The 25,925-nt window shown below is 45.3% G+C and carries 13 protein-coding genes; all 13 read left to right on the top strand.

The window, feature by feature from the left end:
• Positions 1-42: 42 nt before the first annotated feature.
• The 13 genes from gtfA (at position 43) to K1I80_RS03985 (ending at position 25,809) form a co-directional block, all read left to right on the top strand.
• On the top strand, positions 43-1,488 hold the full coding sequence (gene gtfA / locus K1I80_RS04045) for a sucrose phosphorylase (protein WP_223312799.1): 1,446 nt from the start codon (positions 43-45) through the stop codon (positions 1,486-1,488).
• A 21-nt stretch (positions 1,489-1,509) separates the two neighbouring features.
• On the top strand, positions 1,510-2,646 hold the full coding sequence (locus tag K1I80_RS04040) for an ABC transporter ATP-binding protein (protein ID WP_223312800.1): 1,137 nt from the start codon (positions 1,510-1,512) through the stop codon (positions 2,644-2,646).
• A gap of 176 nt (positions 2,647-2,822) precedes the next feature.
• Entirely contained in the window at positions 2,823-4,001 is a 1,179-nt protein-coding gene (locus tag K1I80_RS04035) for a galactokinase (protein WP_223312801.1), read from the top strand.
• A gap of 220 nt (positions 4,002-4,221) precedes the next feature.
• Positions 4,222-5,703, top strand: coding sequence for a UDP-glucose--hexose-1-phosphate uridylyltransferase (gene galT / locus K1I80_RS04030; protein WP_223312802.1), 1,482 nt, complete (start codon positions 4,222-4,224; stop codon positions 5,701-5,703).
• Between the two features lie 45 nt (positions 5,704-5,748).
• Positions 5,749-6,750, top strand: a complete 1,002-nt coding sequence (gene galE / locus K1I80_RS04025) for a UDP-glucose 4-epimerase GalE (RefSeq protein WP_223312803.1) — start codon at positions 5,749-5,751, stop codon at positions 6,748-6,750.
• A 349-nt stretch (positions 6,751-7,099) separates the two neighbouring features.
• Positions 7,100-7,690 carry a CDP-archaeol synthase gene (locus tag K1I80_RS04020; protein ID WP_223312804.1) on the top strand — a complete coding sequence of 197 codons (591 nt, stop codon included), beginning with the start codon at positions 7,100-7,102 and terminating at the stop codon, positions 7,688-7,690.
• 14 nt (positions 7,691-7,704) lie between these two features.
• Positions 7,705-10,200 carry a PEP/pyruvate-binding domain-containing protein gene (locus tag K1I80_RS04015; protein WP_223312805.1) on the top strand — a complete coding sequence of 832 codons (2,496 nt, stop codon included), beginning with the start codon at positions 7,705-7,707 and terminating at the stop codon, positions 10,198-10,200.
• On the top strand, positions 10,187-10,819 hold the full coding sequence (locus K1I80_RS04010) for a CDP-alcohol phosphatidyltransferase family protein (RefSeq protein ID WP_223312806.1): 633 nt from the start codon (positions 10,187-10,189) through the stop codon (positions 10,817-10,819). The genes K1I80_RS04015 and K1I80_RS04010 overlap by 14 nt, the downstream gene beginning before the upstream one ends.
• Positions 10,812-11,684: a phosphatidylserine decarboxylase gene (locus tag K1I80_RS04005; protein WP_223312807.1), complete on the top strand. Its 873-nt coding sequence runs from the start codon at positions 10,812-10,814 to the stop codon at positions 11,682-11,684. Before K1I80_RS04010 ends, K1I80_RS04005 begins: the two co-directional genes overlap by 8 nt.
• The gene (locus K1I80_RS04000; RefSeq protein WP_002930243.1) at positions 11,669-12,568 is read left to right on the top strand and encodes a UbiA family prenyltransferase; all 900 of its coding nucleotides are present in this window, start codon (positions 11,669-11,671) and stop codon (positions 12,566-12,568) included. Before K1I80_RS04005 ends, K1I80_RS04000 begins: the two co-directional genes overlap by 16 nt.
• The gene (locus tag K1I80_RS03995) at positions 12,568-15,051 is read left to right on the top strand and encodes a phosphoenolpyruvate synthase (RefSeq protein WP_223312808.1); all 2,484 of its coding nucleotides are present in this window, start codon (positions 12,568-12,570) and stop codon (positions 15,049-15,051) included. The genes K1I80_RS04000 and K1I80_RS03995 overlap by 1 nt, the downstream gene beginning before the upstream one ends.
• Positions 15,038-16,111 (top strand): hypothetical protein, encoded by a 1,074-nt coding sequence (locus tag K1I80_RS03990; protein ID WP_223312809.1) that lies wholly within the window; start codon positions 15,038-15,040, stop codon positions 16,109-16,111. The genes K1I80_RS03995 and K1I80_RS03990 overlap by 14 nt, the downstream gene beginning before the upstream one ends.
• A 209-nt stretch (positions 16,112-16,320) precedes the next feature.
• Positions 16,321-25,809 (top strand): ZmpA/ZmpB/ZmpC family metallo-endopeptidase, encoded by a 9,489-nt coding sequence (locus K1I80_RS03985; protein ID WP_223312810.1) that lies wholly within the window; start codon positions 16,321-16,323, stop codon positions 25,807-25,809.
• Positions 25,810-25,925: the final 116 nt, after the last annotated feature.

Below are 25,925 nucleotides of genomic sequence, written 5' to 3'. Positions count from 1 at the left end.
CTAGGAAAGGATATAGAAGACAAGATTTTAGAGGAGAAGACTATGGCTATTCAAAATAAGACCATGCTGATTACTTACTCAGACAGCCTGGGGGAGAATTTAAAAGATTTATATGACAATTTAGAAAAGCATTTTGGCGATGCTGTTGGAGGAGTGCATTTGCTTCCTTTCTTCCCATCAACTGGTGACCGGGGATTCGCCCCAGTAGACTATGAAGAGGTTGATTCAGCTTTTGGTGACTGGGAGGATGTAGAAAAGCTGGGCGAGAAATATTATCTCATGTTTGACTTTATGATCAACCATATCTCACGCCAGTCCAAGTATTATAAGGATTTTCAGGAAAAGAAGGATCAGAGTGAGTATCGTGACCTCTTTCTCAGCTGGGATAAGTTTTGGCCAGAAAATCGTCCGACGCAAGCTGATGTTGATTTGATTTATAAGCGTAAGGTTCGGGCGCCTAAGCAGGAAATCGTCTTTGCAGATGGAAGCACCGAGTATCTGTGGAACACCTTTGGTGAAGAGCAGATTGATCTAGATGTTCGCAGTCAGGTAACTAATGATTTCATCAAGAAAACATTGCGTCAACTGTCAGAGCATGGCTGTGATCTGATTCGTTTAGATGCATTTGCCTATGCAGTCAAAAAGTTAGATACCAATGATTTCTTTGTTGAGCCAGAAATCTGGGATTTATTAGAAAAAGTTCAGCAGCAAGCGGCTGAGTTTGGGACGGATATTTTACCAGAAATTCATGAGCATTATTCTATCCAGTTCAAGATTGCAGAGCATGGCTACTTTGTCTATGATTTTGCGCTACCGATGGTAACTCTTTATTCTCTATACAGTGGCAAAGCAGAGCGTCTAGTCAAGTGGCTTGAAATGAGTCCTATGAAGCAATTCACAACACTGGATACTCACGATGGTATTGGGGTTGTTGATGTTAAGGATATTCTGACTGATAAAGAAATTGACTTTGCAACCAATGAACTATATAAGGTTGGGGCTAATGTTAAGCGAAAGTATTCCTCAGCTGAGTACAATAATCTGGACATTTACCAGATTAACTCGACTTACTACTCAGCCTTGGGCGATGACGACAAGAAGTACTTCATCAGTCGTCTGATTCAGGCTTTTGCTCCAGGGATTCCACAGGTCTATTATGTTGGTTTCTTAGCTGGGAAAAATGACCTTGAACTGTTAGAAAACACTAAGGAAGGCCGCAATATCAACCGTCATTATTACAGTAATGAGGAGATTGCTGAAGAAGTCAAGCGTCCAGTTGTGCAAGCCTTGCTCAAGCTTTTCAGTTACCGTAACCAGTCTGCTGCCTTTGACCTAGATGGCACTATTGAAGTGAATCTATTGGATGAAAATAGCCTCCGGATTGTCCGTAGCAATGCAGATAAATCAGTCAATGCTCAAGTAGTTATCAACCTCAAAGAATTGACATATAGCGCTAGTGAAAATGGCCAAGCTATTACTTTTGAATAGAGATAAGAAAAGAGAAGAAGAATGGTAGAATTAAATCTGAAAAATATTTATAAAAAATATCCCAACAGCGACCACTACTCAGTGGAAGACTTCAATCTAGATATCAAGGACAAGGAATTTATCGTTTTTGTCGGTCCTTCTGGTTGCGGAAAATCAACTACGCTGCGTATGATTGCAGGTTTGGAGGATATTACAGAAGGAACTGCCTCTATTGACGGTACAGTGGTCAATGATGTGGCTCCAAAAGACCGTGACATCGCTATGGTCTTCCAGAACTATGCCCTTTATCCGCATATGACTGTCTACGATAACATGGCCTTTGGTCTCAAGCTGCGCAAGTACAGCAAGGAAGATATTGACAAACGGGTCAACGAAGCAGCAGAAATCCTAGGCTTGAAGGAATTCTTGCAGCGCAAGCCAGCTGATTTGTCTGGTGGTCAGCGTCAGCGGGTAGCTATGGGACGCGCAATCGTTCGGGATGCAAAGGTTTTCCTTATGGATGAGCCTCTGTCTAACTTGGATGCTAAGCTGCGTGTTTCTATGCGGGCAGAGATTGCTAAAATTCACCGCCGTATCGGTGCAACAACTATTTATGTTACCCACGACCAGACTGAAGCTATGACCTTGGCGGATCGTATCGTTATCATGTCAGCGACCAAGAATCCTGCTGGAACTGGAACGATTGGACGAGTGGAGCAGATTGGTACGCCGCAGGAAGTCTATAAACATCCGGCAAATAAGTTTGTGGCCGGCTTCATTGGCAGCCCAGCTATGAACTTCTTTGAAGTGACACTGGAAGATGGCCGTCTTGTCGGACCAAACAGAGACTTCAGTCTCCAAGTCCCAGAGGGCAATCTTAAGAGGTTGCGGGAGAAGGGCTATGAAGGCAATAAGTTGATTTTTGGTATTCGTCCTGAAGATATCAACTTGGAACCAGCTTTTCTGGAAACCTTCCCTGAGTCGGTTCTAACTGCGAAGATTTCTGTTTCTGAGTTGCTTGGAGCGGAGTCTCACCTCTACTGTACGGTTGGTGGCAGTGAGTTTGTTGCCAAAGTTGATGCACGTGATCATATGAATACCGGAAGCAGTATTAAACTTGGCTTCGACCTAAACAAGGCTCATTACTTTGATGCTGAGACGGAAGACAATATTTTCTAATCTATTGCTCCTTATAAAATAATCCAGACAGATTACTGTTTGGATTTTTACAAAAAATCTATCTATAAAATTAGTAAAATTTTACTAAATTTATTGAATTTTTACTCGGAAACAGTTATAATAAAACCAAGAAAACGATTACAATATCGATTATTCATTTTAAAGGAGTTTAGCTTATGTCAAACCTAATTTCAGCGGAGCAAGTCCGCGCAGATTTTGCCAAGGTTTTTGGAGTAGAAGCGGACCACACTTTCTTTTCACCCGGTCGGATCAATCTGATTGGTGAGCATACGGACTATAACGGCGGCCATGTTTTTCCTGCTGCGATTTCTCTAGGAACTTATGGAGCGGCTCGCAAGCGGGACGACCAACTCTTGCGATTCTTCTCAGGGAATTTTGAAGAAAAAGGGATTATTGAAATGTCGCTGGAAAACCTGCACTTTGAGCCTGAGCATAACTGGACCAACTATCCGAAAGGAGTTCTGCATTTTCTGCAGGAGGCAGGCCATACAATTGACCGAGGCATGGATGTCTATGTTTATGGAAATATTCCAAATGGTTCTGGCTTATCATCTTCTGCATCGCTAGAGCTTTTGACGGGTGTCATTGCTGAGAAACTCTTTGATTTGCAGTTGGAACGTTTGGACCTAGTGAAAATCGGTAAATTAACTGAAAATGAGTTTATCGGGGTTAATTCTGGCATTATGGACCAGTTTGCTATCGGAATGGGTGCTGACCAGCGGGCTATTTACTTAGATACCAATACTCTTGAGTATGATTTGGTACCGCTTGATCTCAAGGATAATGTTGTAGTGATTATGAATACCAACAAGCGTCGTGAGTTGGCTGATTCTAAGTACAATGAGCGTCGGGCGGAGTGCGAAAAAGCTGTTGAAGAACTGAACCGTAAACTGTCTATCGCAACCTTGGGCGAGTTGGATGAGTGGTCCTTTGACGAGTATAGCTATCTGATAGAGGACGAAAATCGCCTCAAACGGGCTCGCCATGCTGTTTTAGAAAATCAACGCACTTTGCAAGCGCGGGCAGCTTTGCAGGCAGGTGCTCTTGATAAGTTTGGCCGTCTCATGAATGCTTCCCACGTTTCTTTGGAACATGACTATGAAGTGACTGGTCTAGAGCTGGACACCTTGGTTCACACGGCCTGGGAGCAAGAAGGTGTTCTAGGGGCTCGTATGACTGGAGCAGGCTTCGGTGGCTGTGCCATTGCTTTAGTTGCTAAGGATGCGGTGGAATCTTTCAAAGAAAATGTCGGCCGCAAGTATCAAGAAGTTGTCGGCTATGCCCCTAGCTTTTACATTGCAGAAATAGCTGGCGGAAGCCGAGTGCTGGACTAATTTCACAGAAAAGAAACTTGGGTCTGGGACAAAAGTCCTAGCCTCTCAATTGTCTTTGGATTGTCGAGCAAGACGCAGTGGTTGAGTGGGCTCTATTACGCTGATTTCATCAGCTTTTACAGCCCTAATCAACTGTGCGGAGGTGGGACGACGAAATCGAATTCTAACGAATTACCGATTTCTGTCCCACTCTCTTTACTAGCAAAAGAAAGGAAGAACTATGTCCAAGAAGTTACTGGATGCTTTTGTATCTGCAGTGATTGACAATAGTACTTTTGAAGAAATGGACACCATCTATCTGAGCAATCGTGTCATGGCTTTAGTCGGAGAGGCAGTGGCAGAGCAGAATACAGAGGCTGAGCAGCTAATTGACCTGAAGGATGACTTGGTAGCTATGGCTGTCAAGAATGGGACGATTGGTGACACCTTAGCTGAGCAGGATATACTGGGAGCTGAGCTCATGGACTTGATTACACCAGCCCCTAGCAAGCTCAATCAGGACTTCTGGACGACCTATGCTTCCAATCCTGAGCAAGCTGTAGCTGATTTTTACCAACTTAGTCAAAAAAATGACTATATCAAGGTCAAGGCTATTGCTAAAAACATCGCTTTCAAAGCACCGACCGCTTATGGAGATTTGGAAATCACCATCAATCTCTCTAAGCCAGAAAAGGATCCCAATGAAATTGCGGCAGCTAAAAAGGTTAAGAATAGTAATTATCCAGCCTGCCAGCTCTGCATGGAAAACGAAGGCTACCAAGGTCGCTTGGACCACCCAGCCCGTGCCAACCATCGGATTATTCGATTTGACTTGGTTGGACAGGAGTGGGGCTTCCAGTATTCGCCCTATGCCTACTTTAATGAGCATTGCATCTTTCTGCACAGCCAGCACCTTCCTATGTCCATCAGCCGGCTGACCTTTGAGCGCCTGCTGAACATCGTTGAGACTTTTCCAGGCTATTTCGCAGGTTCTAACGCCGACCTGCCTATTGTCGGCGGCTCTATCCTGACCCACGACCACTATCAGGGCGGACGTCATACCTTCCCTATGCAAATAGCAGAGTTAGATTACAGCTTTACTTTTAGCGGCTTTGAAGAGGTAGAGGCAGGTATTGTTAAATGGCCCATGTCCGTCATTCGTCTGAGGTCTGAGAAGAAGGAACAGTTGATTGAGTTGGCTGACAAGATCTTGCAAGTTTGGCGGACCTATTCTGACCCGAGTGTGCAGGTATTGGCAGAGTCTGAGGGTGAACCGCATCATACCATCACACCGATTGCTCGCAGAAAAGATAAATTTTTTGAACTTGACTTGGTCTTGCGGGACAATCAAACTTCCCCAGAACATCCTGACGGCATGTATCACCCTCATGCAGATGTGCAGCATATTAAGAAAGAAAATATCGGCCTGATTGAGGTTATGGGACTGGCTATTCTGCCGCCTCGGCTCAAGGAAGAACTCAAGCAGGTGGAACTTTTCTTGTTGGGAGAAGACTGTCAGGTTGCTACCTATCATCAGGAGTGGGCCAATCAACTCAAAGACCAGAATCCAGATGTTACCGCTGAGACGGTGGCAGAAGTGGTTCAAGCCTCAGTAGGTCAAATTTTCAGCCGAGTACTGGAAGATGCGGGTGTTTACAAGCGAACAGAGGAAGGGCAGGAGGCTTTCATGCGCTTCGTCCAATCCGTCGGCATCCAGCCCTAGGAAATGTGTTATAATGAATCTAGCGTAACAGGGAAAGGAAGTTTTATGGCAATTTTAGTATTAGGTGGAGCTGGCTATATCGGCTCGCACATGGTAGACCGTCTGGTAGCGGCAGGCAAGGAAGAGGTAGTCGTCGTTGATAATTTGGTGACTGGTCATCGGGCAGCCGTCCATCCGAAAGCAGTCTTTTATGAGGGGGATTTGGCGGATAAGGACTTTATGCGTGGCGTTTTTGCCAAACATCCATCCATTGATGCAGTCATTCACTTCGCTGCCTTTTCGCAGGTAGCTGAATCTATGGTAGATCCGCTCAAGTATTTTGACAATAACACAGCCGGCATGGTTTCTCTCTTGGAAGTCATGCAGGAATGTGGCGTTAAAAATATTGTCTTTTCTTCGACAGCAGCGACTTATGGCATTCCTGAGGAAGTTCCGATTCTGGAAACGACTCCACAAAAGCCGATCAATCCTTATGGTGAGAGCAAACTCATGATGGAGACCATTATGCGCTGGGCAGACCAGGCCTATGGCATCAAGTTTGTAGCCCTGCGTTATTTCAATGTGGCCGGTGCTAAGCCAGACGGGTCTATCGGAGAGGATCACGGACCTGAAACCCATCTCCTGCCCATTGTACTTCAGGTGGCTCAGGGCAAACGTGAGAAGATTGCCGTCTTTGGAGACGATTACGAAACTCCGGACGGCACCAATGTCCGCGACTATGTTCATCCTTTTGACTTGGCTGAGGCCCATATTCTAGCTGTTGAGCATCTGCGTGCTGGACATCCTTCAGATGCCTTTAACCTTGGCTCTTCGACTGGTTTTTCCAACCTGCAGATTGTAGAAGCAGCACGAAAGGTGACCGGACATCCTATTCCTTTGGAAATAGCAGAGCGGCGCCCAGGAGATCCAGATACGCTGATTGCTTCCTCTGAGAAGGCAAGAAAAGTTCTGGGCTGGCAGCCGAAATTTGACAATATCGAAACTATTATCGAAACCGCTTGGAAATGGCATTCCAGTCATCCAAATGGCTATGATGATAGAGAATAAACTGACAAACCAGCTAGAAAAGCTGGTTTTTTAATTCGAATCATAAACCCCTTCTTTACAAATTTTTAAAAGCATTTTATAATAAAAAGAAAATTGATTGACATATTATCTGTAATCTTGTTTAGTTGCTACTAATTCTTAGTATATCTTGAAAAATCATGACAGCTACAGATGCAAGGAGAAATAAGAATGTAGAATAGCGTTTTTTTGCACCACTATCAGATGAGACAGATGTTGACAGTTTGTTGTGTAAGGGCTTTAGAGACTTATGATATAATGAATTCATAAATGTTTGAGAAGTCTCTTAATCTTTTCAAGCAGATTTTCATAAAGAGAATAGGAAAAAAGTATGCGTTCGATTCTTGCCTTATATATCACCCTGATGCCGGTCATTCTGGCTGGAGTTCTGAATATGATCTTTTGCAAGTCTTCACTGCTGCAGGCGGCTTATCGACCAATGGATGCTGGGCTGATTTTAAAAGATGGGAAGAGGCTTTTTGGGGCTAACAAGACTTGGAAAGGTTTCTTTGGGATGATTGTCTGGGGAGCTTTTGCTCAGATTCTCTGGGGCTTGCTCTTAAAGAGTATTCCTACCCTAGAGAAGCTGCACTTGGTCTATGCCTTCTACGAAAATACCGTATTATTTAATCTGGTACTTGGAGCTCTTTTGGGACTGGCTTATGTTTTGTTTGAGCTACCCAATAGCTTTATCAAGCGCCGTTTGGAAATCAGAGAGGGCAAGACGGCGGAGAATGGCTGGAAATGGACTTTTATCTGGATAGACCAGATTGATTCTTTGATTGGCTGTATTATTTTCTTGCTTTTCTATATCCCTCTGTCTTGGCAGCAGATGTTGGGTATTTTAATCCTTGGGGCAGGCACGCATCTAGGAGTCAATCGTCTGCTCTACTGGGCTAAGCTTAGAAAAAATCGTATGTGAGATGGGAGTTTTTGATGAAAGAACTATGGCTGGAAAAAGAGCCTTCGGCCGTCTATGGCGGTAAAATAAATCAGTTAATCAACCTCTGTCAGCTGGGGCATTCGGTTCCTAATGGTTTGATTTTGTCTGCGGACCAAGTAATGGATTGGCTAAGCGCAGCTCTGCCAGAATACTCAAAAGAGGGACTTAAAGAATTAATCGAAATTGGCAAAGAGGAAATTGCGGAGCGTTTGCAGCAGTATCCTTTGTATCCAACCTGGCAGCGAGAGTTAGCAGCATTTTGTCAGGAAAATCAAGCTTATATCGTTCGAAGCAGTGCTCTTTTAGAAGATGGACAGAACATGTCGTTTGCTGGCCAATATGACTCGATTGGCAATTGCCGGACACTGTCAGAAATTGAGCAGGGCATTCGTTCTTGTCTGCTTTCCCTCTTTAATCCAGAAGCTTTGGCCTACTGGCAGCGCCAGGGTCTGGCAGAGCAGGATTTTGCTATGGCAGTGCTAATCCAGGAGCAGATTAAGCCTGACTTTAGCGGTGTCTGCTTTTCCCTAGATGTGGCAACTAATAGGGACCAGACCATGCTATTAGAGTATATGAAAGGATCGGCTGAGAGCTTGGTTAGCGGCCAAGTCAATCCTGAGCAGCTGACTCTTCCTTGGTACAAGCCGACCTGGAGCCAGTTTGAAAAAGTTGAAATGCCTCTGGCAGTCTTGCAGAAGCTGCACGAGCAAGTTTTGCAGATTGTAGCGTATTTTGGTCGGCCGATGGATATTGAGTGGTGTGCTGTCCAAGAGCAAGTCTATCTGCTGCAGGCTCGGCCCATCACGACAGTACCAACTAAAATTGACAGTGGTCGCTGGACGACAGCGAATTTTCGGGACGGTGGCGTGGCGGCTCAGCCTTGTCCAAACCTGATGTGGAGCCTTTACTGCCATTCTTGGCAAGAGGCACTCTCCAGCTTTTTGCTGGCAATTGGCCTAGAGCCTGAAGGTGTGATGCCGCCGCTAATGCGTCTCCATTATGCTCGGCCTTTCTGGAACTTAGGCGTGGTCAAGCAAGGCATGGAGCAGATTCCGGGCTATATTGAGCGAGACTTTGATGATGAGCTGGGAGTCAATAAAGACTACCAAGGCCAAGGTTTCACCAGCAAATTAAGTCCATCCTTGATCTTGAATTTCCTGCGGGTAGCCTTGAAAACGCAAAAAGTAACTAAGACTTTTCTGCATCAGGCGCCAGACAAGCTGCAAGAGTTGCGCCAGCAATTTAACCGCCTGAATCAAGAAATACGAGAACTAGACGATCCAAGCCCACTGCGGCAGGTCGAGAGTCTTTGGCAGTTAGTGCTAAATCAGGTTTATTTAGACAGTGAGGGAACTTATTTCTGGCAGGCCTACATTAATACGGTCCAGCTGTCTATGAAAAAGACCAGTCTGCTCAAATGGCTGACGGTTGATGAATTTTTCCAACTGATTGCTAAGTTGGGAAATGTTTCGCATACCAAGCCTTTAGCTAGGATGCTGGAAGCTGCGGATCTTGTTTTGGCAGATAAAAATCTGACAGACGACTGGCTGAAGCTATCAGTGGAAGAATTGCAGGAATTGGCTGCACAATATCCTGAGCGAGCAGATTTCATCAAGATTAAGAATTTCCAAAAGGATTTTGGCTATCACTCGGCACGGGAGCTGGACTTGCGAGTGGCTAGCTATGAAGAAGATGCTCATCAGGTTATGACAGCAGTCCAGCGGTTGGTTGCTGATTCATCTTACTACCAAGCGGCTAAAGCTTCGCTCAGTCTTGTCTCAGAGTCTGAGCTGGATTTGGCTCATCTATCTCGAGCCAAGCAGAAAAAGATAGAAAAAATCAGCGAAGACCTGCGAAACTTGCTCTGGTGGCGGGAGGAGTTCAAGGATATTTCCACGCGCTATTACCACCTCATTCGTCAGATTAGCCTCAAACTCGGCCGAGCCTATGAAAAGCGAGGCTTTCTAAAAGATTTTCAAGATATTTTTTACATTAAGAAAGAAAGTCTGACTGCCTTTATGGAAGGGGAAAAGACTGCTGACCAGATCCAAGAAGAAGCAGCAGATAATCGGCATTATTGCCAGGCCTATCGGAATTTTGAGCCAGCGGGGGATTTGACTGACAAGGAGATGAGCCTGGAAGAGGTAGCCCATGATAGTCAGGCTCTGCTGACGGGAATGCCAGCCAGCAGCGGTCAGGTGACCGGTCGGGTTCGAGTTCTCTTGGATTTGGCTGATATTGAGATGATTGAACCGGGAGAAATTCTTGTCACTCGCTATACAGATACGGGCTGGAGCTATGTTTTCGGTATTCTAGGCGGTCTTGTAACAGAGTATGGCGGGGTTCTCTGCCATGCCTCCATTGTCGCTCGGGAATGCGGGGTTCCAGCTCTGGTTTGCGCCAAAAATGCAACTCGGCTGCTAGAAACTGGCATGCTGGTTACTTTAGATGGAAGAAGAGGAGAAATAAGAATTCATGAAGAAGAATGAACCTTTGTTTATCGGTGAATACGACAAATCTGTTATCCTGACTTATATGGGCGCTGCTTTTGCACTGTTGGCAGTCTATGCCATTATTCAGTCCCAGCTGCGGCTAGCCATGATGGCCTTTATCGTTAGCGGTATCTGTGACCTTTTTGATGGTGTGGTGGCGAGACGGATGAAGCGGACTGAAAGCCAGAAGCGCTTCGGCATTGAGATTGATTCGCTGTGCGACATGATTAGCTTTGCGGCTCTTCCAGCTGTGCTCCTCATGACTCAGCTGCCCTTGGGTGCAGCCAATATCATCTTAGCTGTCCTCTATGTCTTAGCAGCCGTCACGCGCTTGGCGCATTTTAACCGCTTGGCCAAGCATGATGAAGGATCTGGGGCCTATTTTATCGGATTGCCCGTCACTTACAGCGCCCTCTTTTTCCCTCTGACCTATCTGGTCTGTCAATGGCTGGCACCTGGTTTCTTTGCTTGGGTGTGGCTGGGCTTGTCTCTTTTGTTGACCTTCCTATTTGTCTATAACTGCCGTATCCCCAAGCCAAATAAGCTGGCCTACCTAGTCTTTGCGATTTTAGCTGTTGCAAGTCTGATTGGTCTGGGGGTTCTGCCCCATGGTTAAGGTCTATCAAAGAAAGACTGGCCAAGTGGTGGAACCGACAGAATACAAGGCGGGTTTGTTAGAAAAGCTTTATGGGACTACTTGGGGTCGCTTCTTGTTGCCTATCTTGACCCGACCTAGCCTGTCTTATCTTCTGACTTTGAAAGACTACACTCCTTTTTCTCGCAAGAAAATAGCAGCTTTTGTAGAAAATTATCAGCTGAATCTGGCTGACTATGAAGATGGCCCCTATCCTAACTTTGCTGCTTTCTTCCAGCGGAAAATCAAGCCAGAACTGCGTCCAATCTGTCCTGACAGTCAAGTACTGGCAGTGGCGGATGCTAAGTTAGAGGTTTTTACCATCAGTCAGGACTTACGGCTGACAATTAAGGGGCAGACATACAGACTAGCTGACTTACTGTTGGATGAAGAGTTAGCTCAGCTGTTCACTGGCGGAACAGCGTTTGTCTATCGCTTGGGAGTGGAAGACCTGCACCGCTATTTGGCAGCTGAATCCGGCAGAATTACCCGAAGACGAAAAATCAAAGGCCGCTTGCATACAGTCAGACAGGTAGCCCAGAAGCAGCGCTTGATTTACAAGGAAAATAAAAGAGAATACTGTCTTTTAGATGCCGACCTAGGACCTGTCCTGCAGATGGAAGTAGGGGCTCTCTTGGTCGGAAGAATATACAATCACAATCAGGACCGTTTGGTTAGGGGACAGGAGAAGGGCTGCTTTGGTCTGGGCGGCTCAACCATTCTTGTCCTCTATCCGGCAGACACGATTCGCTTGGATCAGGATATCCTGACTTACTCAGACCTCGGAATAGAAACCCAGATTCAAATGGGTGAAAAGATTGGAGAAAAGCTATGTTTAAACGATTAGCTGTTTATTATAAGGAAATGTTTCCTTTGCTGCCGCGCTTTTTTGTGGCTGCCATCATGTTTTTTGAGATTTATTTTGTCCTCTTGCTCAATGATGGAGTGACCACCTTTCACTTTGACCATCAGGAGTTGATCGGAATTTTTACGATTTTTGTCTTTCTGATGATTCTGCGGATTGCGGATGATTTCAAGGACTATGAGACCGACAGACGGCTCTTTCCTCATCGAGCTCTGCCATCTGGACGAGTGAAAAAGAAGGACTTGGCTATTGCCCTCAGCTTTATCGTAGCTGTATCAGTGTTGCTCAATATCCTCTTTATGAACAATATCGGCTGGTTCCTCTTCCTCTATATCTACGGAACCCTCATGTCCTTCTGGTTTTTTAAGCGAGACAAAATTCAAAATTCTTTGCCTCTAGCTCTAGTGACCCATAACCCAGTCATGATGATTTTGAATCTCTATACGATTTCTTTCGTCTGCTACAAGTACAATCTGCCTCTCTTGTCCCTGCCGACCGTCTTGCTGGCCTTTACCATGTATTTCCCAAGTCTGATCTGGGAAGTCTGCCGCAAGATTCGGGCGCCAAAAGACGAGACCGAGTATGTGACTTATTCTATGCTTTTTGGCTACAAAAAAGCCACTCGTTTCATTGAGGTTGTGACGCTGCTGGATATCTTGACCAATTTTGTCCTCCTCTGGAATATTTCCCATGTCGGAGTGGTAGTCTTGGTGTTGAATGTCATCTGGATGACCGTCCAGTTTGAGCAGTTTATCAAGGATCCGACTCGCTTTAATATCCGGGAGCGGGTGGAGCGTTATACTTATATCACAGAGACGACCATGGTTCTGTCCGTTGCTGTTTATCTCTTGATGGGGGTACTTTGATGAAAAGAATCAAGCAGACAGGGCTTGACCAGGTCGGAGGCAAGGCCTATCATTTGCTGAAAATGCAGGCTGCTGGTTTGCCGATTCCTGACTTTGCTGTGTTTGCTTTTGACTTTTTTCAAAAATCTGCCAGCTCTGCTGACTTGGAGCGGATGGAAGCAGCCTATCGGTCTGGAGAGTTGGACTTGTCCCAACTCAGTCAGCAACTCCAGGATTGGGCTAAAGAGCAGTTTGCGCGGGAAGATCTGACAGCAGCAGAAAGCTGGATTCATCAGGAGTTTTCTCAGAAAGACTGTCGCTTTGCAGTCCGCTCATCTGCTACCATTGAGGATGGGAAGGCCTCATCCTTTGCCGGTCAGTTTGAGAGTCAGCTCAATGTGAATCCAGATGGGCTTAAAGAAGCTATCCAAGCGACCTTGCTCTCTCTTTATCAGGAGTCAGCACTTAGCTATCTATTTGAGCAGGGACTATCTTTGAAGCAGGCACAGATGATTTGCCTTGTTCAGATCATGCAGGAGGGAGACTTGTCTGGGATTTACTTCACAGCTAATCCCAAGGGCATTCTGAACGAGCATATCATTGTTATCGGTCGGGGTTTGGGCAATAAGGTTGTGGAGGATAAGATTCCTACAACGATGGTGACGCTCCATCCCAAGGACCAGCTCTTTTATACAGAGCAGACGGAGAACTCACCAGACGTATCACAGGAACAACTTGCGGAGTTACAGACCTTGGCTGGTCAGGTAAGCCAGCTTTTTAGACCTTATATGGATATGGAGTTCACCTTCGCAAATGGCCAGCTCTATCTCTTGCAGGCACGACCTATTACCACTTTGCCAGAGGGACAGCAGATTATTCTTGATAACAGTAATATTGTCGAGAGCTATCCGGGCGTTTCCAGTCCTCTGACCATTAGCTTTATTCAAGAGGCTTATGCTAGTATTTTTCGAAGTCTGGCCCAGCGCTTAGTTGGTAAGGATGCCCCTGAGTTGGCTGCCTATGAAGCCACCTTTCAAAATATGCTGCAGCCGGTCAATAGCCGAGTCTATTATCAGATTCAGAGCTGGTATCAGCTACTGCAGCTTCTGCCTTTTTCGAAAAAAATCATTCCTATCTGGCAGGATATGCTGGGAGTGCGAGAGACAGAGGTGCCTCAGATGCCGGTACACCTGTCTGCTTTCAAACGCCTGCAAATCATGCTCCGAATCATCCGAGAGTTTTGGACGGCACCCAAGCAAATGCGACAATTGGAAGAACAGTTTGCTCAGATTCAGCTCGAATACGAAACGAGCTTTTCTCCCGACGCAGATGCGGAGACCTTGATTGGATTGGTCAGCAAGCTGAAAGAGGATATTCTGGCTCACTGGGACATTACGCTGGTTAATGACCTCTATGCTTTTGTCTATACTGGACTCCTGAAGAAGTCGCGTCGTGGCGGTGCTGTTCAGGCTGAGATTGCGGGAATCGAGCAAATTGAAAGTATGAGGCCAGCCTTGGCGCTGCAGGCTTTAACAGCTCAGTTAAAAGCAGAAGAAAATGCAGCGATTAGACAGGCTATGGCAAGTGAAAGTCCAGCAGTTTTTCTAAGTCGCCATCATCCTTTGGTCCAAGAAATTACTCATTTTATCCATGAATTTGGTGATCGGGCTCCAGAAGAGTTGAAGTTAGAAACTCCAACTTTTCGAACGCATCCAGAGCGTCTGCTCAAGCTCCTGCTGCAAATGTGCCAGCAAGAGGAGAAGAAGTTGGCACCTCAGAAACTTGAAGAAGAGGTGCAAAAATCAGGCTGGTGGACGAATTTTCTTCGCAAGCGAGCCATGACTGGTGTTAAATATCGGGAAAGCTCCCGCTTAAACCGCACACGGATCTACGGTATGATGCGGCAGATTTTCAGAACATTGGGTCAGCAATTAGCCGAGCGAGAGTTGCTGGCTACGCCTGACGATGTTTTTTACCTGACAAAGGAAGAGCTGTTTGAGTTGACCATAAAGCCCAGAGATGTCAGTGGCTTGATAGCCGAGCGTCGGGAGAAGTTGGAGGCTGATAAGGAACTGCAGACCTTTAGTCGCTATATTTTTGCAGGACAGGTCTTTGAGAAATACCTGAAACCGCAAAACCGTACCAGCAGTCATAATACGGGCAATCAAGCCTTACAAGGGATTGGTTGCTCGCCTGGCTGCGTTAAGGCTCAGGTTTTGGTCGTGGAAGATGTGCAGGAGATTGAGTTTGCTCAGGACCGGATTATCGTGACCAAGATGACCGATCCGGGCTGGGTCTATCTTCTGACCCAAGCCAAGGGTGTCATTGCAGAGCAGGGGTCTTTGCTCTCGCACACGGCCATTATTTCCCGCGAGTTGGGTATTCCTTCCATTGTCAATGTCAGAGGTGTCTGCAGCCAGCTGCAAAACGGTGATTGGATTGAGATGGATGGCCTTACTGGCAAGATTCGACTGATCAAGGAGGAAGACCATGCTGGAAATTAAACCAGTCAAACCTAATACTGTAGAGCTGGACGATTTTCTAGCCCTGCCCAAACAGATTTACCAGCCAGACCACCTCATGCAGTCGAAAGAGGAAGAACTAGCTTTGATTGAAGACAGTCACCCGCTGAGTTCTGACTTAGAAACCTATGCCTTTATTGGCTATGTGGACAGTCGGCCTTGTATTCGAGGGCTTCTGACCTTCTATCCAGATGATGAGGCTGCTTACTTGGGATTTTTCGAGTCGATCAATGATCAACAGATTGCATCTGCTTTTATCGAGCATTTAGCAGGTTTTGCTCGCAGTCTCGGAGCGATTAAGATAATCGGTCCCGTACAAGCAAGTTTTTGGCTGGGCTATCGAATGCAGCTGACTGGAACAGAGGAGCTCCCTTTTACTGGAGAACCTCATAATCCAGACTATTATCCTGAGTTATGGCAGGCTGCTGGTTTTGAGGTCAAGGAGCGCTATCTGTCCAATTTTTATCCCAAGGTCAGCAATCAAACTCATCAGGATAAGCTGGCTCATCGCTTTGAGTCTTTTGAAGAAGCGGGTTTTAACATTTGCTCTCCAAAGAAAAAGGAGTGGGATCAAGCTTCGCTGCAGGTTTTTGAGCTCCTCAATCGCCTCTATCAAGATTTCCCAATTTATAGGTCTATTTCCAGTCAGCAGTTCAGTCAGATTTTTCAAAAATACCAGTATATTCTTGATTTTTCTATGGTTAAGTTGGCCTATAAGGAGGGCAAGCTAGCTGGTTTTCTGATTGCTATGCCAGACTACGGTTCTCTGGTTTATCAAAAACTGACTCCTCTCAATCTGGCCAAGCTTTTTTGGACCAAGCGCTTTCCCAAACGCTATATGATTATGTATCTAGGGGTAGATGAGGAATTCTTGGGATTGGGCTCTGCCTTGGCCTATCCGATTTTTAAAGAAGCGCAGAAGCGTCAGACATCAGCTATTGGAGCCTTGATTCATCAAAAAACCGTCACGCGCCACTATGCGGCAGAACTGCAAGGAGACAAGCATGAGTACGGACTCTTTGAATTGAATTTGAACTCCTGACTTACAAAATAAATCATATTTTAAAAAACAAATTTTCTAACTGAAGATTTGTTTTTTATTTTTTAGTAAAAATGAACACTATTTTCAGGCTGTTCAAAAACATGATGATTTCAGCCTTCAAAGATATATTTTTAAGCAAAAGCATTGAATTTTTGTAGGAAATTCTGTAAAATTTTAAGAGATTATTATATGAAGAAAAGGGAATTATTATGGAAAAAAGAATCACTGGTGATACGCTCCAGCGCTATTCTTTTAGAAAGTTATCAGTAGGATTGGTTTCTGCCACTATCGGAAGCTTCTTTTTGAGTACCGCAATAGGGGGAAATATAAGCATGGTTGAGGCTGCAGAAGTCTCAGCAGGCAAAACCGTTCCAGTCCAGTATCACTACGTAGTAGAGTCTGAACTGACTGAAGCTGAGAAGAATGCTGTTGTTAAGGAGCTTCCAAAGTTTGTGGAAGAAAACTCTGATGCTTATTACCTGGTTTACCGTCCAAAGACCCAGGGGCTTTCGGCAAAAAATCTGCCAAAGACGGGCTACTCAAGTCTGTGGGAAGCAACTTTTGCAGCTGCAGGACTGACTTTAGCAGTCTTAGTAATTGCACGAGGTAGAAATGGCAAGCGATACCTGTCTTCTATTTTGCTGGTGACAGGTCTAGGCTCTATTCTCCTAGCTCCTTCTGTATTTGCAGTGACCAATATTGAATTAGCCGCCTACAATCAAAGGCTAAATTTGACAGTGGGAGATAAGCTGCCTGAGCCTTTAGAGATTGCTGGTTTTGAGTATGTCGGCTATCTGAAAAGCGGTGAACAAGGCAAGGAGAACGCAGCAGGAAGTCATCAGCTTCCTAAGGCACAAAAGGACTTGTCAGCTGTAGAAGTCGATCAGCAGGCAGGTAAATCTGCTAGTCTTTCTGGGAATCTGAGTACTGCCAACAAGCCTGTATCTACTGAAACGGAGAAACTGACAGAGCAAGAAAAAGAGATTATTGCTGCCAAAGAACGTGAATTTGCTCGGCTTTCTCCAGTCACTGAAGTACCAGAACTGGAATTCAAGAGCCAGGAAAGCAGCCAAACTCAAGTTCTGCCTTATCAAACAGAGTACCAATATTCTAATGAGCTCGCAGAGGGGCAATCTCAGGTCATTCGCGCAGGTATCTCTGGTACACGTACTGTTGTCACTCGCAATTATATTGCAGGTAAAGAAATTGTAAAAAGCGAAGTGATTTCAGACCAGGTAACTGCAGAGCCAGTTTCGGAAATTATCTTGGTTGGAACTGCTGCAGTAAAATCTGTGCCAAAAGAAGCGCCAGTTCAAGAAGTCCCAGAGCTTACCAGCTATGGCACTACATCCGATACTGCGCCTATGAATGAAGTTCCCGAATTGACGACCTATGGAACGACGCCCGATACAGCGTCAGTCCAAGAAGTCCCAGAATTGACAACGTATGGCACTGCACCAGATACCGCACCAGTACAAGAAGCTCCAGAACTAACAACCTATGGCACTGCACCCGATACAGCGCCAGTGCAAGAAGTTCCAGAGCTAACAACTTATGGCACTGCGCCAGATACCGCACCTGTGAATGAAGTTCCCGAATTGACAACGTATGGCACTGCACCAGATACAGCGCCAGTACAAGAAGTTCCGGAACTAACAACTTATGGTACCGCACCAGATGAAGCACCCATGCATCAAGCTCCAGAATTAGAGCTGACTGCGACGGATGAAACAAGAAGAGAAAAGATCGATTTTTCCGTCGAAGAACAGTATACTGATGAGATTCCAGAAGGCAGTCGCCAAATTGTCACACCAGGTGTCCAGGGTGAGCGGGCTATTACCACTCGTATCTATACCTCGAATGGCCAAGAGGTTGACCGCCAAGTTTTATCGGATGAAGAAATTCTTGCAGCAGTCACTCAGATTATTAAAGTTGGAACAAGTAAGTCAAGCCTGATTCCGGCTGACGCACCAAAGGTTGAAGAACTACCAGAATACCCGCTAACATACACCGACGAAACGCGCGTAGAGAAAATCAACTATACTATTCGTGAAGAAGAGACTGACGAGCTAGTCCAAGGTACTCGTCAAATTGCAACTCCAGGAGTGCAAGGCGAGCGAACAATCAAGACCCGTATCTACAGCTCCAACGGTCAAGAAATTGACCGTCAAGAGTTGTTCAATGAGGAAACTCTAGCTCCAGTAACGCAAGTTGTTAAAGTTGGTACAGCTAAGCCGCAAATGGTACCGAACGAAGCTCCGAAAGCAGAGGCTTTGCCAGAGTATCCACTGACTTATACAGATGAAACTCGTGTAGAGAAAATCAACTATGCTATTAGTGAAGAAGAGACAGACGAGCTAGTTCAAGGTGCCCGTCAAATAGCGATTCCAGGAGTTGAGGGCGAGCGAACTATCAAGACCCGTATCTACAGTTCCAACGGTCAAGAAATTGACCGCCAAGAGCTGTCTGATGAGGAAACTCTCGCTCCAGTAACGCAAGTTGTCAAAGTTGGTAGGGCTAAGCCGCATATGGTACCGAATGAAGCTCCGAAAGCCGATGCTTTGCCAGAGTACCAGTTGACTTATGCCGATGAAACTCGTGTAGAGAAAATCGCCTTCAATATTGAAGAACAATACACAGATGAGTTGCCACAAGATGCCCGTCAAATAGCGACTCCGGGAGTTCAAGGCGAGCGAACAATCAAGACCCGTGTCTACAGTTCTAACGGTCAAGAAATCGATCGCCAAGAGCTTTCTAACGAGGAAACTCTGGCTCCAGTAACGCAAGTTGTCAAAGTTGGTACGGCTAAGCCGCATATGGTACCGAACGATGCACCAAAAGCAGACGCTTTGCCAGAATACCCGTTGACTTATACGGACGAAACGCGTGTAGAGAAAATCAACTTCACAATTCGTGAAGAAGAAACGGACGAACTTGTTCGAGATGCCCGTCAAATTGCGACTCCAGGAGTGCAAGGTGAGCGAACTATCAAGACTCGTATCTTCAGCTCCAACGGTCAAGAAATTGATCGTCAAGAGATGTCCAATGAAGAAACCTTGGCTCCAATAACGCAAATTATCAAAGTCGGCACGGCTAAGCCACACATGGTACCAAATGATGCACCAAAAGAAGATGCTTTGCCAGAGTATCCATTAACATACACGGACGAAACTAGAGTTGAAAAAATCAACTTCACTATTCGTGAGGAAGAGACAGACGAGCTTGTTCGAGATGCTCGTCAAATTGCAACTCCGGGAGTTCAAGGTGAGCGAACTATCAAGACTCGCGTCTATAGCTCCAATGGTCAAGAAATCGACCGCCAAGAGTTGTCTAATGAAGAAACTCTGGCTCCAGTAACGCAGGTTGTTAAAGTCGGAACGGCTAAGCCAAGCATGGTACCAAACGATGCGCCAAAAGTAGATACTTTGCCAGAGTACCCTCTGACTTATACGGACGAAACTAGAGTTGAAAAAATCAACTTCACAATTCGTGAAGAAGAGACGGACGAGCTTGTCCGAGATGCTCGCCAAATTGCGACTCCGGGTGTCCAAGGCGAGCGTACGATTAAGACTCGAGTCTATAGTTCCAACGGACAAGAAATCGACCGCCAAGAGCTTTCGAACGAAGAAACTCTTGCTCCAGTAACGCAAGTTGTAAAAGTTGGTACTGCTAAGCCAACCATGGTACCGAATGATGCACCAAAAGCAGAGGCTCTTCTAGAATACCCTTTGACTTATACGGATGAGACGCGTGTTGAGAAAATTGCTTTCAACATAGAGGAACAATATACGGATGAATTGCCACAAAATGCTCGTCAAATCGCAACACCGGGTGTTCAGGGCGAGCGGACCATCAAGACCCGCGTCTACAGCTCTAACGGTCAAGAAATTGACCGCCAGGAGTTATCGAATGAGGAGACTATAGTTCCAGTAACACAAGTTGTTAAAGTCGGAACTGCTAAGCCAACCATGGTACCAGGTGATGCGCCAAAAGCAGACGCTTTGCCAGAGTATCCACTGACTTACACGGATGAAACTCGAGTGGAGAAAATAAACTTCACGATTCGTGAAGAAGAAACGGACGAGCTAGTTCGCGATGCCCGTCAAATTGCCACTCCAGGTGTGCAAGGTGAACGAACCATCAAGACCCGTGTTTACAGTTCCAACGGTCAGGAAATTGATCGTCAAGAACTATCTAATGAAGAGACTCTAGCTCCAGTAACGCAAGTTGTCAAAGTCGGCACGGCTAAGCCAAGCATGGTGCCAAGTGAAGCGCCAAAAGCAGACGCCTTGCCAGAGTACCCTCTGACCTACACGGATGAAACGCGAGTTGAGAAGATTAACTTCTCTATTCGTGAAGAAGAAACGGACGAGTTGGTTCGAGATGCCCGTCAAATCGCGACCCCAGGTGTGCAAGGCGAGCGAACTATCAAGACTCGTGTCTATAGCTCAAACGGCCAAGAAATCGACCGTCAAGAGATCTCAAATGAGGAAACTCTAGCACCTGTTACTCAAGTTGTCAAAGTCGGTACGGCTAAACCAACCATGATACCGAGTGATGCTCCAAAAGCAGACGCTTTGCCAGAGTATCCACTGACCTACACGGACGAAACCCGCGTAGAGAAAATCAACTTCACGATTCGTAAAGAAGAGACGGATGAACTTATACGAGATGCCCGTCAAATCGCCACTCCGGGTGTTGAAGGTGAGAGAACTATCAAGACCCGCGTCTACAGCTCTAACGGTCAAGAAATTGACCGCCAAGAACTTTCCAATGAGGAAACTCTCGCTCCAGTAACGCAAATTGTTAAAGTTGGTACAGCTAAGCCAACCATGGTACCGAACGATGCACCGAAAGCAGAGGCTCTTCCAGAATATCCGTTGACTTACACGGATGAAACTCGCGTAGAGAAAATCAACTTTACTATTCGTGAAGAAGAGACGGATGAACTTGTACGAGATGCCCGTCAAATCGCCACTCCGGGTGTTGAAGGTGAACGCACTATTAAGACTCGTATCTACAACTCCAATGGCCAAGAGATTGACCGTCAAGAGATCTCAAACGAAGAAACTCTAGCACCTGTTACTCAAGTTGTCAAAGTCGGTACCGCTAATCCAAATATGGTGCCGAACGAAGCACCAAAAGCAGCAGCCTTAGAAGAGTTCGATTTAATTCCACTGTACAATCTATTAGCGGAAGCAGATCAGATTAAAGCTCAAGCACGTTATTTCAACGATAGTCAGAGTCATCAATCTAGCTATGATACTGCTTTGACAGCAGGTCAAGCGATTCTGAGCCAATCACATGCTAGCCAAGCAGAAGTTAACCAGCTTGTTGAACAAATCAATCAAGCCAAGGCACAGTTAAGTGGCCTTGAGGTTGTCAAAACGGCTCTTCAAAACGAATACGATTTAAATCCAATTATCAAAGCAGCTCCAAAATATAAGAATGCTGATTCAGATAAGCAGACAGCTTATACTGACGAATTGGCCAAGGCAGAAGGAGTTCTGAACAACCAAACTGCTACACAAGTACAGGTCAATCAAGCTTTTGCTAGCCTGATAGCAGCCAAAGAAGCTCTAAATGGAGTGCCTAAAGTCAAGCCGACAGTTTCCATTCTAAGTTTGACAGAAAATCCTGAGGATAAGTCGGTTACAGTCCAATATAGATTGGAAGACCAGACTCAGTCCTTCCGTTCAGCGACTGCAGAATTGTATCAGGGAGATCTGCTTGTCCGCACTCTTCCGATTACCAATTTCGCAGGAAGCCTGAAGATTGGCGACTTAGACTACTACACAGGCTATACTTTGAAAACCAAGCTGACTTATGAACTGGATAATGGCAACTTCACAGACCTTGAAACCAGCAGCCGCAATTTTGAATTGGAATACAAGAAGATTGCCTTCCGAGATATTGATTCGGTCGAGTTTTACAGAAAAGAAAGCGACCAGTTTAAGCGCGTCGTGTCGATGAGCTCTATGCCTACGGATCTGTCTACCTACTTTGTCAAAGTCAAATCAAGTGAATCTAAGGAAATGCTCCTGCCGGTTCACAGCATAGCAGATAGCCATAAGGATGGCAGAGATGTCTATAAGGTAACAGTCTCTCTGACTGAGCTGGTTCAAGAAGGTGAGACAGGATATAAGTCTGGCTATGACTTCTATATCAGTAAGGCAGTTGTTCCTAGTCAGCAAAATGTCTACACTAGCTTTGCTAGTTTGGTGGACGCTATGAAGCAAAATATGGCTGGCAACTATGTTCTGGGAGCAGATTTGGATGCTAGCGAGGTTAGTCTGGCTCCTGCGGATTATGTCTACCTCAAAGGGAACTTCACAGGCAGCTTGACAGGTAACCATAATGGCAAGCAGTATGCGATTTATAATCTAGCCAAGCCTTTATTTGAAAACCTCAAGAGTGGTTCCTCTATTTCCAATCTGGACCTGAAAGAGGTTAATATTGTCGGTACTTACGACTCAGCTGCCCTAGCTCGCAATGCAGAAAATGCTCGAATCACAGATGTTTCAGTCCAAGGTAGAGTAGAAGTAAAAGAGAATGCTTCACAGGTGGCAGGTTTGGTTGTTATTGCTAACAATACCCAAATTACCAATAGCTCCTTTACTGGAACTATCGTGTCCAATGATAAGCAGGGCAAAGAATACAATGTCGGTGGTTTGGTTGCCAATCTTAAGGGAGGAAACTCCTTGATTAGCCAAAGCAGGGCAGATGTGACCATTCTAGCAGGCGCTAGAGCAAATAACCAACGCTTCGGCGGTCTGGTTGGCCGTTTAGAAAACAATGCCCGCATCAGCCGTTCTTATGTAACTGGAAAGATCCAAAACTCTACTAAGAATGGTCAAATCGGTGGTGTGGTTGGCTCCAATTACTTCAATGGTTTAATTGATAATGTCATCAGCAACATCAGCGGTACAAATGTTTACAGTATTTCTGGTGATCAGGGATATGAAAACAACCGTATCACAGAAGCATATGCCGTTGAAGGAAATAAAACACTGGAAAATGACAAGTTTGTCACATCAACACTGACTCTGAACCAGGCAGAAGAGAAGCTGGCTAGCTTAGACATTACGACCACGCTAGAAGACACGAATCTCAACCTTTATTCTGTCAATTATGCTCAGGAAAAGAATGCTCGAGAAGACCGTCTGATAGCTTATGCAAACATGGAAAAACTCCTTCCATTCTACAATAAGGAAACCATCGTTGCTTATGGAAATAAACTTCCAGATAATCACAAGCTCAATACGGAGTACTTGCTGGATGTTGTTCCAATGAATGGCGACCAGATTATCACTGATATCAATAGCAACAAGACCGGAATTAACCGTCTGATGCTGCACTTTGAGGATAATACAGTTGAATACCTGAATCTGACCTATAAGGGAGATTTCAAATATAAGGCAATTGCAGAATACAGTGTAAATGGCCTAGACCTTCTTTATACACCAGAAGCCTTCCTATCAGACTATAGCAGGGTTCTCAATCAAGTGCTACCAGAGTTGAACAAGGTTGTCCTTGACTCACCGGCTATGCGAACTGTTTTAGGCGTTAATGCGGACACTTCTCTGGACGATCTCTATCTGGATACTGCCTTTGACCAAGTCAAGACCAAGCTGTCAGAAGAGCTGCGTAAGGTACTGGCTATGGACAAGTCTATCAATACGGAAGGCAATGTTGTAGCAGACTATATAGCTCAGCAAATTAAAGACAATAAAGAAGCCTTCTTACTTGGTCTGACCTATCTCAACCGTTGGTATAATATCAACTATGACAATATAAATGTCAAGGATTTGTCAGCCTATAAATTTGACTTCTTTGGAAATCATAACGCTTCAACCTTAGATACCATCATTTCACTTGGTAAGTCAGGCATGAACAATCTTAAAGCTAAGAACAACTATATGGCTTATGATGCCTCACTTTCTGAAGCGACTGGTAAACGAGGACTCTTCAACTATCTAGAAGGCTATCGTCAGCTCTTCCTGCCGGACAAGACCAATAATGAATGGCTTAAGACCAATACAAAAGCCTACATCGTTGAGGCTAAGTCGGATGTAGCAGCAGCTAGACAGCTTCAGGATGCTGCTGAGGACAAGAGCAAGTATTCTGTCGGCGTTTATGACAAGATTACTGCTGATAATTGGGAACACAAGGGCATGCTCCTGCCACTCTTGACCATGACTGAGAAGGGTGTCTATGCTATCTCCAATATGTCCACCATCTCCATGGGGACTTATGACCGTTATCGCCTTGATGCCAATGGCAGAGTGCGAACAGATGCCGAGCTAGCGGAATATGTCGAAGACCGAGTGAGAAAAACAGCTGAGTACCAGCGCGATCATTATGACTTCTGGTATAAGATTCTAAGCGATGAAAGCAAGGACAAGCTCTTCCGTTCTGTTCTGGTTTACGATGGATTCTCATTGGTTGACAAGAATGGTCAAAGATATTGGGCTCCAGCTAATGACAAAAAATCACTGGCTATGCAGGAGTTCTTTGGACCAGCCGGCAAGTGGTATCCAAGCAAGGGCTACAATGCCTATGCTACAGGAAGTGTAACCCACTTTGATGCAGCTAAATTGTTAGAAGACTATGGTAACTCTGTCTACACGCATGAAATGACCCATAACTCTGACGGTGGCATTTACTTTGAGGGCAATGGCCGCCGCGAAGGTCTGGGAGCTGAGCTTTATGCTCGCGGTCTCTTGCAGTCCACTCCAAGTGCAGATGAGGCAACTATTACACTCAATACCCTCTTCAAGGTGGACAAGGACTCTAAGACGCGCCTGCACACATATAACTTCAAGGAACGCGTTCAAAATGCAGAAGACCTGCAGCACTATGTCCATGGTATGTTTGACATGATCTACACCCTAGATTACCTAGAAGGTACCTCTATGCTGAAGCAGAGCGATGATGCTAAGCTTCAGTGGTTCAGAAAGATGGAGAATTACTATATTACTGATAAGTATGGTAAGGAAACCCACGCTGGAAACCAGACACGAACCTTCACTGCTGAAGAAATCAAGCAGCTGAAGACCTTTGACTCCCTGATTGAAAATGATGTCATCACTCGTCGGGAGAACAAGGATAGTGGGAAATACGGCCGAAATGGCTACCTCAGTCTCAGTCTCTTCTCACCAATCTACTCAGTCTTGAGCAATCCAAATGGAGCACCGGGTGATGTCATGTTCCGTCGCACAGCTTACGAGTTGCTGGCAGCCAAGGGTTACCATGAAGGATTTATCCCTTATGTTTCTGGTAAGTACTCTAAGGAAGCCTTTGATGAAGGCAAGAAAACGTGGGATGGATGGTCCGGAAGAGATGTTGGTCTGATAACAGACCAGAAAGTCTTGGAAAATGTATTCAAAGGTGAATATGACTCTTGGGTAGCCTTCAAGAAGGCTATGTATAAGGAGCGGATTGATCAGCTGACCAAGATCAAGCCAATCACCATTGAGTACGAACTCAGAAATCCAAACAGTACTAAGAAAGTAACCATTCGCTCTTATGCAGATATGCAAAGGCTGATGGACGAAGCAGTAGCAGAGGATGTACGCAACATTACCAATGCTACCAGCCGTGTTGATGCTAGCTGGGTCAACCTGCTCAAGAAGAAGATATATAATGCTTATCTTCGTGAGACAGATGACTTCAGACAGTCAATCTTTAATAAGTAAGCAATAAGTTGTTTTCCGTATATATTTAAAAATGCCTAGACTTTAAAAAGTCTAGGTATTTTTTTACAATTTATTTCTAAAAAATCAATAATAATCCATCCGAGTTAGATTAAAAA

This window comes from Streptococcus sanguinis (genome assembly GCF_019929225.1).
Lineage (GTDB): Bacteria > Bacillota > Bacilli > Lactobacillales > Streptococcaceae > Streptococcus > Streptococcus sanguinis_J.
Note: the sequence above shows the minus strand (reverse complement) of the source record. Positions and strands in the feature narration are given on the sequence as shown.